Annotated in this window: 11 protein-coding genes; 3 read left to right on the top strand and 8 right to left on the bottom strand. The window is 53.2% G+C overall.

The window, feature by feature from the left end; genetic code table 11:
• Position 1 precedes the first annotated feature (1 nt).
• The 3 genes from FJ146_07205 to FJ146_07195 all read right to left on the bottom strand — a co-directional run bounded on the left by FJ146_07205 (position 2) and on the right by FJ146_07195 (position 2972).
• Entirely contained in the window at positions 2–664 is a 663-nt protein-coding gene (locus tag FJ146_07205; protein MBM4251742.1) for a fumarylacetoacetate hydrolase family protein, read from the bottom strand.
• A 70-nt stretch (positions 665–734) separates the two neighbouring features.
• The gene (locus FJ146_07200; GenBank protein ID MBM4251741.1) at positions 735–1268 is read right to left on the bottom strand and encodes a hypothetical protein; all 534 of its coding nucleotides are present in this window, start codon (positions 1266–1268) and stop codon (positions 735–737) included.
• Between the two features lie 48 nt (positions 1269–1316).
• Positions 1317–2972 (bottom strand): hypothetical protein, encoded by a 1656-nt coding sequence (locus FJ146_07195; GenBank protein MBM4251740.1) that lies wholly within the window; start codon positions 2970–2972, stop codon positions 1317–1319.
• 4 nt (positions 2973–2976) lie between these two features.
• Here FJ146_07195 and FJ146_07190 point away from each other — a divergent pair, with 4 nt between their 5' ends.
• A complete protein-coding gene (locus FJ146_07190; GenBank protein MBM4251739.1) occupies positions 2977–3831 on the top strand; it encodes a lipocalin family protein in 855 nt (284 codons plus the stop codon).
• On the opposite strand, the gene FJ146_07185 is transcribed toward FJ146_07190, so the two are convergent.
• Complete coding sequence (locus tag FJ146_07185; GenBank protein MBM4251738.1) at positions 3828–4685, bottom strand: NAD-dependent epimerase/dehydratase family protein; 858 nt, start codon at positions 4683–4685, stop codon at positions 3828–3830. The two genes, FJ146_07190 and FJ146_07185, sit on opposite strands and share 4 nt — an antisense overlap.
• A gap of 39 nt (positions 4686–4724) precedes the next feature.
• Positions 4725–5834 carry a diguanylate cyclase gene (locus FJ146_07180; protein MBM4251737.1) on the bottom strand — a complete coding sequence of 370 codons (1110 nt, stop codon included), beginning with the start codon at positions 5832–5834 and terminating at the stop codon, positions 4725–4727.
• Positions 5835–6199: 365 nt separating this feature from the next.
• On the opposite strand from FJ146_07180, the gene FJ146_07175 reads away from it, so the two are divergent.
• Together FJ146_07175 and FJ146_07170 are read left to right on the top strand one after the other, a co-directional pair.
• Positions 6200–8293 (top strand): PBP1A family penicillin-binding protein, encoded by a 2094-nt coding sequence (locus tag FJ146_07175; protein ID MBM4251736.1) that lies wholly within the window; start codon positions 6200–6202, stop codon positions 8291–8293.
• A complete protein-coding gene (locus FJ146_07170) occupies positions 8277–9953 on the top strand; it encodes a hypothetical protein (GenBank protein ID MBM4251735.1) in 1677 nt (558 codons plus the stop codon). Before FJ146_07175 ends, FJ146_07170 begins: the two co-directional genes overlap by 17 nt.
• A gap of 17 nt (positions 9954–9970) precedes the next feature.
• Here the strand turns inward: FJ146_07170 and FJ146_07165 are convergent, their stop codons facing one another.
• From FJ146_07165 to FJ146_07155, 3 genes are read right to left on the bottom strand one after another with little or no spacing between them, the layout of a single operon-like run.
• Positions 9971–10675 (bottom strand): methyltransferase, encoded by a 705-nt coding sequence (locus tag FJ146_07165; GenBank protein ID MBM4251734.1) that lies wholly within the window; start codon positions 10673–10675, stop codon positions 9971–9973.
• Between the two features lie 23 nt (positions 10676–10698).
• On the bottom strand, positions 10699–11553 hold the full coding sequence (locus FJ146_07160) for a glutamate racemase (GenBank protein MBM4251733.1): 855 nt from the start codon (positions 11551–11553) through the stop codon (positions 10699–10701).
• On the bottom strand, positions 11550–12416 hold the full coding sequence (locus tag FJ146_07155) for a hypothetical protein (GenBank protein ID MBM4251732.1): 867 nt from the start codon (positions 12414–12416) through the stop codon (positions 11550–11552). Before FJ146_07155 ends, FJ146_07160 begins: the two co-directional genes overlap by 4 nt.
• Positions 12417–12418 lie beyond the last annotated feature (2 nt).

Genomic DNA, 12418 nt, shown 5'->3' with positions numbered 1-12418 from the left:
CCTAGAGTTGACCAGCAAACTTAAGATGAAGTTGGCCGAACTCGAGGACGAAGCTGTCACCGCGACGGATAGGACCCACCCCGGCGGGTGTCCCAGTGTAGACGATGTCACCCGCATTTAGCGGTTGAGACGACGCAAGATGGGTTAAAAGCTGCGGCACATCGTTCAGCATCAACCGGGTGTCACCGCTCTGCCTCGGCGTGCCCGCCACCGATAAGGAAAACTCGATATGATTCGGATCAGTGAATCGATTCTTAGGGACAAACGGGGACAGCACACCAGAGCCGGCAAAGCTCTTGGCCTCGGTCCACGGCAGTCCTTTGGCCTTGAGTTGATTCTGCACTTCACGCCTAGTCAAATCTAGTCCCAGTCCGAGGGCGGAGACCACCTCCCAACCAGCACCACCGTGCAGCGGTACATGAGCACCCACCAGTATCACCAGCTCAGCCTCGTGATGGAAACTCTCATCACTATGAGCCATGGGGACCGGATCTAAGCCGCGCAAACTTGCAGTTGATTTCAGAAAGACCACCGGAGACGATGGCACCTCGTTGCCCAACTCCCGCGCATGCTCAGCATAGTTGCGACCTATGCAATAGACGTTGCGCACCGCATGGCGTCGGTCACTATCAACAAAGGTGAGTTCAAATCCTTCTATTGCCATAGCTACGAGTCCTCGCCATAGGGTTCCGGGCGACAACTCATACTAGCGCCGACGCGGCGCCAAAGACTAGTTAAAAACTGAGTGCCAAATGCCGAATCCCAAGGTCTTCGTCTCGCTCGTCCCCTGATGGAGAGCTCGCCATCGCCGTACTACCGTCTGGACGGACGAGAAGGAAGATCGTGGCCTTATCCAGCGGTAAACTTGCGCCGCAAAAAACCGCCCGCACATCTGTTGCCAATGTGGCCGTCCCTGCCCCACATCGGGTGTCTTTGACGGCGGCAGCTAAATCAGTCGATTTGTAGCGAGCCACAGCCGTCCCGTCAGCACCTGGGCCCAGCAGCACCAGCTCGAAGTCTTCGTCAAACGAGAGGTTACGCCCTCCGACTGATAGCTGGAGGGTTGCATGGGGATAAGTCTCGTCCATCGGTCTCACGGCGTCTGCTTTAACGGGATAGACGACCACAGTGACACCGACGGGGAAATCGATCTTCCCTATACGTCCACCACAGGCAAAAGCACCGGCCACGACACACAGCACGGTCAACCAACTCATGGTCCTGTGTGACTTGGGAGGTTGTGCATTTTGTGAGGTCAGTTCGCTCATATGGTACCTTTTGTTATTTCAATCGCCTCAGTTCTTGATCGGGATTGCTTATTGTTGCCCCGAGAACACAAATTCGCGCGTCTTGCTAAACACTAAAACACCGGCCTCCGAAGGTTTCACCTGAATCCGCACCTCATCGAATGCTCCTGATTTACAACCTTCGGTTTGCGACAAGTCGATGTCGACACCAGCATCCGGCACATTTGCGATGGGCTGCAGCGGCACTTCCGCTGTGCCTTTCGTGGTGCACGCCACAGCCAGCGTTAAACCCTTCCACACCGCCGGTGTCCCCGGTAGTTCCTTCCACTTGAGGCGCGGAAACTTGATGGCTTTCCCAGCTTGAAACCCAGAGGCTTTGGTGAGATCCAGAGTTCGTGATTCTTCACGAGCAGCAGACATGGAGCCGGTGAAGTCTGTGTACATGTATGCGTCGCCATCGACTTCTTTAATTTTGGTGATGTTTATCCCTTTGGTCCGGTCTTTGGGCTCTTTCATGCTGAACATGTACAATGCGGATTTGCCGTTGGCTGTGCCGCGATGCAGACCCAGAACGCGACCATCGTTTAGCGAGCTGAGTGGTCCTATCTTCTGGGGCACACCTGTCGCTACATCTACCGGCAAAGTCACCGTTGAAGCTACATCGCCGCATGTGGGTAAGTCTTTGAAACAGCGATCGTTAGTGACATGTATGACGCCACTAGTGTAGAGCGACACAAACACGTTGCCCGACAAGGGCTCGTGAGCCATGGTGTAGACGCGAGCTGACGAGTCGTTAACGATATCCCCGTTGGTAGTGATCCCCATGGCATAGGAGCCACCCGCCTCTCCTAACTTTTGAAAGTTGAACCCATTAGCAGCGTTCGCTGGTCCGGTCATTTTATGACCCGCGTTCGGCGGTGACACCACCGTCATAGTGGTGCCCTTACTCGTCAAATCCACACCTATCAGGCCACCGCCCGTCGATACGCTCTTTGAGTAAAAATAGTTTCTCTTCGGGTCATAGGCACAGCTGTAGCCCCAGTCGCCGCCCTCGTTGACAGCCAGTATTTGCTGCTTGCTCGTATCTACTAAACCAGGTTTGGTAATATCGATCGGTGCTCGGTAGAATTTTCGTTTGTAACCGTTCTCTGCGGTATAGGACGCGCCAAGGTAATCGATGCCATTAATGGTGTAAACGATCACGCAAATACGACTAGCGTATGTTGCTGGCGGCCCTTCAGTCCCAGTCTTCCTGATTGCATCGTCACTTGTCAGGGTGTTTAGGTCGACTGCTACGGTTGCCTTGCCACCCTCTGTAATGTTTCGCGGTACGTAGTATATTTTTCCAGTCGTTGCATCTGCGCCCGCCGTCGTCCCAACGAACAAACCGTACTTTGTCGCAAAGGTACGGTGACCACCAGGACCGAGTCCCGAAAATGTGACCATCGGGTAATCTTTCTGTGCATCGAGCGAAATCTTGTAACCTATACCAGCTGAGTTCACCACCCATGCTGCGTTTTCGCTCTGAGACGTACTGAGCGCCTCGGCGAGACTAAAGGTCGGCGGCGCACCGAACGCGCCGTCCGTGCCACCGGCGCCCTTATCTCCTCCACCACCACCTGCAGTTGCGGAGCCGTTGGAATCGGCTTTCTTGGTCGCGGTCTGGGACAGGAATTTAGCCTTATTACAGGCAGTTAAGGTGCTACAGACGGCAAGGGCCAACACCCCAATGCCCCGTATCAGGCCGCGCCACTCATTTGCGAATTTGCCGCTATTTACCATCGATTCAGCCCTTTATACACCAACCTCATGCTCTAGCACGGTCAGGGACTTTCCTCTGGAGACGCGCCGCAGGAGCCACATCTATCTTGTCGGATTAGATTGCCAAAAACTTAAGTCACCGCAAATATCTCGATATTTATCAGAGTGTTGCATAACTTCTTTGACCCGCAAAATAATAATTGTTTGGTACAACCAGACACAAACGCTCGTTTTTCGTGGTATACGGTGGGGGTGCAAACAACAAAGGAGCACCCTCATGATCGCCAATCGCGCCATTCGTCAGATCCTCGCTATGTGTTTTGCCACCGTGACATCCACTGCCATGGCTCAAGACAAAATCGACGCCATGACCGTGCCGTACGTCGACCTGGACCGCTTCATGGGCCCTTGGTATGTCCAAGGACACACCCCCTTAGTGATCGATGACCATTCATCCAATCAGATTGAAAGCTATGAGTTGAAAGAAGACGGCACCATCGCCACTACATTTACTTTTGAGCGGTTTGGCCGGACCATCACTCTCAATCCCAAGGGCTGGGTCGCCAACAAGGACACCAACGCCCATTGGAAGATGCAGTTCCTATGGCCGCTATCAAGCGACTACCTCATCGTCCGACTTGATCCCGATTACGGCACCACTGTGATCAGCGTACCTGGTAAAAATCTGATTTGGATCATGTCCCGGTCGGCGACTATGAGCGACGAGTCCTATCAGGCAATCGTCGAAGATTTGGCTGGCGACGGTTATTCAGTCGAAAAAATCCGTCGCGTACCGCAAAAGACAGCGGACGCGGCAACCTAGGGAAGCGACGGTGCCACGGCCGACGTCTCTGGTAGCAGTGTTGCATACCCCTCACGGAATGTTGGGTAAATGAATTGGTAGCCATAGCTGAGCAAACGCTGGCTACTGACTCTTTTGTTGCCACGTAGAAAGTGACTCTCTTCAGTATCATCAATAGTCTTAATTGCCACACCGAGCCTATCTGCTAGCCACTGCGCCACGGTCGCACGTGTGGCTGACTCGGTATCTACGCCGTTGAAGACAGATGGTGGGTGCTCTAATCCAGAGCAGAACTTGAGGACCCTAGCCGCATCGTCGCGGTGGATCCGATTTGTATAGGCGCTCGATGCAGGATTCACTACCAGAGCGCCAGATTGCACGGCCCTTATAAAACTGACCCGACCTGGGCCATAAATCCCTCCGAAACGCACGCTTGTATCCCCCGGCCGTAATAAAGACTCGCCCTGGGCGATGGTCCTTGCTGTCGGGCTTGTAGGATCCGTGGGGGTATCCTCGGTGACGACTTCGCCCAAGCTCTGCCCGTAGACGGAGGTGCTTGAAGTCAATAGGAGACGTGAACCATAAGCCCCAGTGCGCTCCATGAGGTTTAAAAAACGCTGTAAGCCATGCCCATAAATTTTGGTGTAGGCATCCACACTGGCATCATCCGGCGCTGCACAGTAAAAAATTCGGTCCAGCGACCTCGGTAACTTGGACAAATCACCGTCAACCAAATCCAGAGCTATGTCTGTCACCCTCGTTACATTCGCGGCGCCGGAACGCGATAGGGCAAAAACCTCATGGTCGGAATCCTCAACCAGGAGTTCAGCCAATCGGCGCCCTACGTAGCCACAACCAACAATAAGTATACGCATGAGCCACGCTCCAGATAACCGATCAAGGCCCCACTAGTATCATTCTCCGACGATTTTAGCGAGTCTAGGTCGTAGTGAAATATCGTCTTGGTGACCACCGTCCATCATGACACCATCGTCGCGCCACTGACTGCCACGGCGCGCAAGACGGCGCGCAAGCTCCATATCGAGATTGACAGGGTAAGTGAGCACCATGGCACTGACACGATTACGCCCGAGGTTTTTGCTACGGTAGAGCATTAAATCGGCTGCTTTAATCAAATCCTGCGGATTACCTCTAAATCCCTTGTCCACCCAGGCTAACCCTATACTAACGGTCAAATTGATGCTGTAACCATCGCAATGGAAGGTTTGCTTACTCAACGTCTCTCTGACTGTCTCAGCCTGAAATTTTGCCGCTTCGAAATCATTTGCTGTCAGCGCCATAATGAATTCATCGCCACCGAATCTGGCCAAAATATCCTTATCTTTAAATATCCCTGACTGACGTAGCCGTCCGCCAACTTCACTGATTACGTAACTACCAACCAGATGGTTTGTTTCATCGTTCACTGATTTGAAGCGATCTAAATCCATCATCATAATTGCAGCAGGGGTGGCACCCATCTGACATGACGCCATCAGATCACTGTACTTTCCGTCAAAGCCCCGCATGTTACTCAGACCTGTCAATTCGTCCGTCAACGACTGTTGCTCGAGCCGATGATTGGCGTGGCGTAGGCGATCCGTCATCGATTTCAGTCTAAGTACACTCATGATCCTAGCTACCACCTCGGCACTCGTGTAGCCCGACCTCAAATAGTCGTCTGCCCCAGCCTCGAGGCAGATCACACTGCGCGCGGCATCGTCGGTATCTTTGGTACTGGCAAAGATGATACCGGTGTGTCTCGTTTCTTCGGTTGCTCTGATTGCACGAATAATTTCCATCCCAGCATGGAAAAAATCCGACCCTTGCATAAACACCAAATCGGGGTGCTCTCGTTTGAAAGCTAGCATAGCTTCGGCAACTCCACTGGCCACGCTGATACGCATCCCGCCGGGATGTCTGGTCTGTTTGATAGTGGTAATAGCAGCGCCGCGTCCAGCGGTGTCAGGGTCTACTACCAAGACATGCATGGCTCTGAAACTTGTTTGCGCCTGCCAGTTCACCGATTCATTCTCCTCTAGGTCAGCCTGATCGTCTCTCTACGGCAATTCCTACACTGCCGCTGTTGCCGGGCTATCGGAACAAATTCATATAAGTTTACCTGAATGTTTTTTTAAACAATAAAACACCGATATAATTTAAAAAAAGCCTGCACCCAAAGGACCATACTTTGGCCACCCACCAAAATCCGGCAACTTCCGGAATCGATTTCGGGCACTGCATGTGCTGCTATTTCCTCGTCAGATCAGGCAGGTACCCCTCGCGCAAGGGAGGACTCAAGATCGAGCCGCAGGCTGCCGATGAAGCGTATACAAATAGAAGTATCATCCTCGGCCGCGTTTAAGACGTCGGAATCATTTCAGGAGATATGGCCCCCCAAATGTCGTGGCGCACTAAACAATTTATAAATAGATCGAGACTGTGGCACTCCGTCATGCGGATCACTGCCGCTGTGTCGACGACCGTTTTTATTGGTATATTGGTCGGTACGTACCTTTGGTTAGATACGTTGCAGGTTTTCGATATCAAGGACGATCAAGTCTCGACGATTGTCGAGTACAAGGGTCAGGATAATACGCTTATTTTGGCCCGCAACGGCGAGAAGATTGGCGAACTGTTCAGTAAGTATCACGTACATGTTCCCTATAAAAAAATACCCAAGGGCATGGTCGATGCCGTCATCGCCATTGAAGACCGAAGCTTCTGGCAGCATCACGGATTCGATCCCAAGGGGATACTCCGGGCCACGATGGTGCGCCTTAAGGGTGGGAACAGCCATCAAGGGGCGAGTACGCTGACGCAGCAAGTTGTGCGGAATTTCCTCCTCTCCAATGAAAGGTCGCTTCAACGCAAGATCCAGGAGATCGGACTTGCTGTGCAACTGGAAAAACGCCTGAGCAAAGAGCGTATTCTTGAAATTTATTTGAACACGATGTTTTTAGGCAACGGAGCCTACGGTGTCGGAGCTGCCGCACAACGTTATTTCGGCAGAGATTTGGCCGATCTAGACGTGCACGAATACGCGCTGATTGCCGGTTTGTTCCAATCACCGAGTCGGTTCAATCCTGCGCGTTATCCGGAACGAGCAAAAAAGCGGCAACTCCAGGTGTTGAGCGCCATGGTTCAGGCGCGGATGATTAACCAGCGTGACATGAATCAGCTTGGTAGAGCTCAACTCATTTACAAAGAATACCATCCAATTAACGAGGAGTTCGCACCTTACTTCATCGATTTTGTCCGCGAAGAAGCGCAGAAACTCATTCCGGGCCGTAATACGATAAACGGACAAGGTTTGAGGATCCATACGACCCTCGATATCGAACTACAGCGCCTTGCAGAGCGCGGCCTTGCCTCATCAGGCAAGATCCTTGACGACGCGGCGAAGAAAGTCGGGGTTGTCACTTTAAAGGACGGCACACCAAGCAAAGCGAGGCTCGAGGCGTCTTTACTATCGGTAGATCCCACAACCGGCGAAATTCTAGCGATGGTAGGGGGCCGCAACTACTCCCAGAGCAAATTTAACCGCACCACTCAGGCACTCCGTTCGCCGGGATCAGCTTTCAAACCGGTCGTCTATGCTGAAGCATTGACGCAAGGATTTAAGTGGAGTGACGTCATTTTCGTGTCGCCCATCACCATAGATAGCTACCGACCACGCACACCAGACGAAGATTTTGGCAAGGAGACCACGTTACTTCGTGCATTTTATCGTTCGATGAACACGCCCACGATCGAGATCGGTCAAAAAATCGGCCTGGCTCCGGTGACTACGCTCGCCAAGCAGCTTGGGATTCGCTCACCGCTCAAAGATGAGTTTGGGACGATGCTCGGGAGTTCCGATGTAACGATGATGGATTTATCGAGGATGTATGCAACTTTTGCCAATTATGGTAGGTTAGTGGAACACATCGCCATTACGAAAATTACCACTCGCGACGGTAAAGTGCTCTACGCTGCACCTAAAGTCGCAGCGCGTAGCTCTGCGCCTCTCACGCCGCAGATCGCCTTTCTCATGACTGAGGGTATGCGGACAGTACTGCAGTTTGGTACTGGTTTTACCGCCGGGCACCTAGCCAATTTCGCCGTGGGTAAGACGGGGACCTCAAATGAATCCACGGATAACTGGTTTTGCGGCTATGCGTCGAATATTTCTACCGTTGTTTGGGTCGGCACAGACGAGCATGTGCGCATTTCCGGCAACGTTACAGGCGGCAAATTGGCACTGCCAATTTGGGAAAAGTTCATGTCCAGTGCCTTTAAAGTGAGGCCTCCGAGCTACATAAGTCCGCCGGACAATGTCGTAGCAGCAGTAGTCAATCCCCATTTCGGGACCCGCACGGATAGTGGTGTTAGAATGTACTTCATTAAGGGTAACGAGCCTCCAGCTGAATCAGCCAGCGCAGCGCTGGAGGCACTGTCGGCAACAAGTGCTGCAGGATATCGCGATGTATTTAGAAACTAGAGCTAATGCTAAAACTTGGTACCGCACCATCTTAGCCGTTGCGATCAGCTTGGGTCTAACGGCCTGCATCACCAGTTCACGCCGTGCATCCGCCTCAAGGCGCCCAGCTACCAGCGGCTCGGAGATCGCTATTGAACGTCCGTACGGCCTCCCCCCTGGAGCACCAGGAACAGGAACCATACCCGGCATGGAGCTTAGTGCTGATCAGAAATGGCCTGCTCCATCCGCACCCAACACCGCTGCCAACGGAATCCAAGCTGAAATTGCGCGTTGCCGCGAAATAGTCCAAAGATTTTCCCCACCCTATAAAGAGCTCTACGATGCTCTGAAGTCACAGAATCTTATGGGTTTAAAGATTGCGAGCGAGAAACTGGCATTTGCTTCGGCCGCGACTTGTGACCAAGCTCCTGCAAGGCAGGACCTCGTGCAGAGCGCCCTAACCACTATCAACACCCATTCTGGCCGCATCGGTCTCATTCTCCCGCTCACGGGTCCAAATGCTAAGTTATCCAACTACGTCATCAGTGGGATGCGTGCGTCGTTTCGCGATGCCGGTAAATCTTTCGAGCAAGAAGTCATCCTAAAGGATAGCGGTGGCAGCACGGCAGGCATGATCCGCGGACTTGCCGAATTGATCGTTAGGGATCAAGTGGGAGTCGTCATTGGCGGCTTCAACCATAGCGAAGCCGAAATACTGGCCAAATGGAGCGACAAGTTATTTTTGCCAGTGGTCCTTCTAAATCGTGACCGTGACCTCACGAAGGCATCCCGCTATGCGTTCATGGTTTACCCTGATGAACTGCGCCTTGCTGATGCCTTGGTGCAAGGCATGGCTGAGAGACGCCTGAAACGTGTTGCTATCCTAAAACCGACCTCGGGCAAAGCTGATAAAGTGGTCGAATACTTCAAACAAAGTATGGTAGCTGCCGGCGGCGAAATAGTCACCGAACTGCCTTATACGCAGGGTAGCTTCGAAACCATGCAAGAAGCGGCCTTCAAGCTCTTCAAGATGAGCATGACGGGGCGTGAAGAAGAATTCAAAGCTACCTATAAGAAAATTCAAGAAGAGGCCGAGGCGAACGGCGAGGCATTTAATCCTAAGATGGTTTACCTAAAGCCTATCACAGATTTTGATGCCGTATTTATTCCGGACGATTTTCGCACGATTCGCTATTTCATCAAGATCTTCCGCTATAATCGCGTTGAACGACTCACCATGATCGGCAATCACGAGTGGCGTTCACCAGCATTGATTGAGCCTTACGATGACTTCCTAAGCGGCAGTATCTTTGCTGATTTTATTGGGAGTTATGCCAAAATACCGCCGTCAATTCCTGCTCCTATGCTGAATAATCAGTATTTTGTCGATCCACAAAGCGTGGCTTCGATAGACTTCCAGCTTGTCGGGTTCCGTAGTGCGCAGGTGGCGAGAGCTGCCATCAACCAACAGGCCGGCCGCCGCCAGATCGCTACAGCCATGGCCAAGGTAACGACTGATCAGGTAGGCTTCCCCGGCAATGTACGCCTGTTCGACGACACGCGACATGCAGCTTGGCCAACCTACCTCTTCACGATCCGCAAGCAGGGTCTTTTTCTCGAATCCAGTAACCCCAAGGGGTTGTCGTTTGGTAGTCCAGCGCCTGGCGCGCGGCGTGGCTGAATCAGGCACTCGATGCTTCATTTAGGTTGGTTGCTACGTTTGATGCGATACACCGTACCAGGCACGTCGCGCCCTCGACTCTTATCAACCTCGATCTGCGTCATCTCAAAAACAAACCCACTTTTGCTCAGTGCGCGGCGAAAGGCCTCGCTATGCGCTCTATTTTGATCAGCAACGAGCACTGTACCCTGAGGCGCCAACATCGCGTCAAAACTGGCTACTAAAGGCTCGACGTTACGTGCCTCATAGGTAAGGTCCGAAGCCAAGATGACTTCAAAAGTCTGGCCGAGCGGGGTACGCCAGTCGACAAGTTCCGTCTTTAAGGTGGTGAATCCATTTAGAGCCGCATTAGCCTCGACAAACTTAAGTGCCGTTGCATCGTAGTCAGTAAAGAGCACTTGTAATCCGCGCTTCAGACCCGCGAGTCCAGGTAACCCTAGCCCACAACCAAGCTCTATCGCTTGAGTGCCAGCTGGCCACTGATGTTTCAGCACCTCCTCTGTAAGGTACTTTGCCACCGGCCATAATGTTGCCCAGTAAGGCATATATTCATCGTCTGCATAGGCATCGGCAACAGCCGCCAGGTCGAGTAGGCGCTCTGGCACCGCTGGCCGCATGAGTTTGAAAGATTCCGTACCACAACGGAATTCCTCGACAGTGACAGGACCAATGTCGGCCTCCGTTACGGCTGCCATTTTGTAATTTGTCTTTTGCTTAGTCATAGCCTGCTTGATCGTTTTAAAACTTATGCCCTGAGGGGCAGATGTTCAATGTTGGTGAATCCATATGGTAGCAGCGCCGGAAGCAGCGCTTCCGTGTCGGCCAAACTTGTGGCCAGGAACAGATGATCGCTTGCCTCTGTAGCCCGCTCTTGCGTCGTGGCTGTAGCCCCAAGTACATGGGTGACGCGCGCCGCTACTGGCGCACCAGAGTCAATCCATGCCACCGGCCACGGTGCGGCCGCCTTCAGTTCATCAATGAGCAAGGGAAAATGGGTGCAACCCAGAACCACCGCATCCACTTTTTGTGAAGGCCCTGATGCGGTGCCTGCGCAGTTGAAGAGTGGCATAATTTCAGCACGCACATCATCCAACGCCACACTCTGACCGCGCAGCTTGCGCTCAGCCAGCTCGACCAAGCGCCGCGAGCCGACGCACACCACTGCGGTATGAGCAGCGTGCTTACTAATGAGTTCCCTGGTGTATGCTCCGGCGATCGTCGTCGGTGTGGCTAAAATACCTATGCACCCGGTTTTCGTCGTTGCTGCGGCGGGTTTTACCGCAGGTACTACACCCACAAAAGGGACGGAAAACTGCTCACGCAATGCCGTTAGAGCTGCTGTACTGGCGGTGTTACACGCAATCACAACGACATCAAGATGCGCTCTCTGGAGCATCGACCGCACAGTTGCCGCGGTTAATTTAATGACCTCTTCACGACTGCGCGTACCATAAGGAAAGTGAGCATTATCTGCCGCATAAGTGAATTGAGCCTGGGGCACCTGTGATTTCACCGCCGCCAGGATACTGAGGCCACCGACTCCAGAATCAAAGACACCGATCCGCGGCGACACTTGTGTTTGCCCAGCGTGCAAGGTCAACGCCCTCGAACCCGACCACCTAGCGTTCCACTGCGGGCCACCAGACGGGCTGGCTTAGCGGAAACCGCTGGGTTAGCTTTAGGCCGCACCACAGGCCTTGGCGGCGGTACTAAAGCGATGTGGCGGAGTATCCGCACCACTTTACCGCTCACCCGGCTTAGGTCTGCATCGCGTAACACCTCAACGCCCCCCACTTCGCCGTGTTTGAAGGACCGATTGACATGAATGACATCACCTCTGGCAGGACCAGTCCTAGCAAGAAGCAACACGACATGACTGTGCTGCAGCAGCAGATCTCCCGGCAGGGCCTTATGCAAATCACGCCCGATATCGACTAGATTTAGCGCCCTAAGTGCCTGACGCGGCATGTGGCGCAGCTTTTCTGTAGCCATATAGGGATAGCGGAGTCCAGCGTCATTCATGATACGGTGCACAAAATGACTGCAATCCATGCCGCACTGCTCACAGGCCGTGCAAACTGCCGCACTGCGCGCTGACGGCAGGTGCGAGGTCTCCTCCCGGCAGGCGCGACACTGCTCACATTGCTGCCGCGCTCCAATGGTGTCACCGCCCCACACGTAAGGTACGTAGGTGAGCTCGCCCATTCTTTCAGCTGCACGCAGTAGACCGAGCCGTAAACTCTCAATTTTGTCGTTAGCATTGGGAACGACAGCAGGAGATTGCACCTCTGCTGCCCTGTCCACTACCGAAGCCAAGTTAGGTAAGGGCTCGCGCTTGCTCGAGCTGGTGACCACTGCCCCGGGCTCGGCACCATAGGCCTGCGGGCAACCAGCGGCGAACATCGCCGTGACCACCAAGAGACCTGCTGTTTGAACGATGCCGCGAACCAGACCTGACCTCAAAA

It is taken from the genome of Deltaproteobacteria bacterium, from assembly GCA_016874735.1.
GTDB lineage: Bacteria > Bdellovibrionota_B > Oligoflexia > Oligoflexales > CAIYRB01 > CAIYRB01.
This window is presented reverse-complemented; position numbering and strand designations above follow the sequence as displayed.

Bases quoted from the DNA above. Each gene is read 5' to 3' on its own strand.
- FJ146_07205 (MBM4251742.1), bottom strand. From the start codon at position 664: ATGGCAATAGAAGGATTTGAACTCACCTTTGTTGATAGTGACCGACGC.
- FJ146_07200 (MBM4251741.1), bottom strand. From the start codon at position 1,268: ATGAGCGAACTGACCTCACAAAATGCACAACCTCCCAAGTCACACAGG.
- FJ146_07190 (MBM4251739.1), top strand. From the start codon at position 2,977: ATGCCCCGTATCAGGCCGCGCCACTCATTTGCGAATTTGCCGCTATTT.
- FJ146_07185 (MBM4251738.1), bottom strand. From the start codon at position 4,685: ATGCGTATACTTATTGTTGGTTGTGGCTACGTAGGGCGCCGATTGGCT.
- FJ146_07175 (MBM4251736.1), top strand. From the start codon at position 6,200: ATGGCCCCCCAAATGTCGTGGCGCACTAAACAATTTATAAATAGATCG.
- FJ146_07170 (MBM4251735.1), top strand. From the start codon at position 8,277: ATGTATTTAGAAACTAGAGCTAATGCTAAAACTTGGTACCGCACCATC.
- FJ146_07165 (MBM4251734.1), bottom strand. From the start codon at position 10,675: ATGACTAAGCAAAAGACAAATTACAAAATGGCAGCCGTAACGGAGGCC.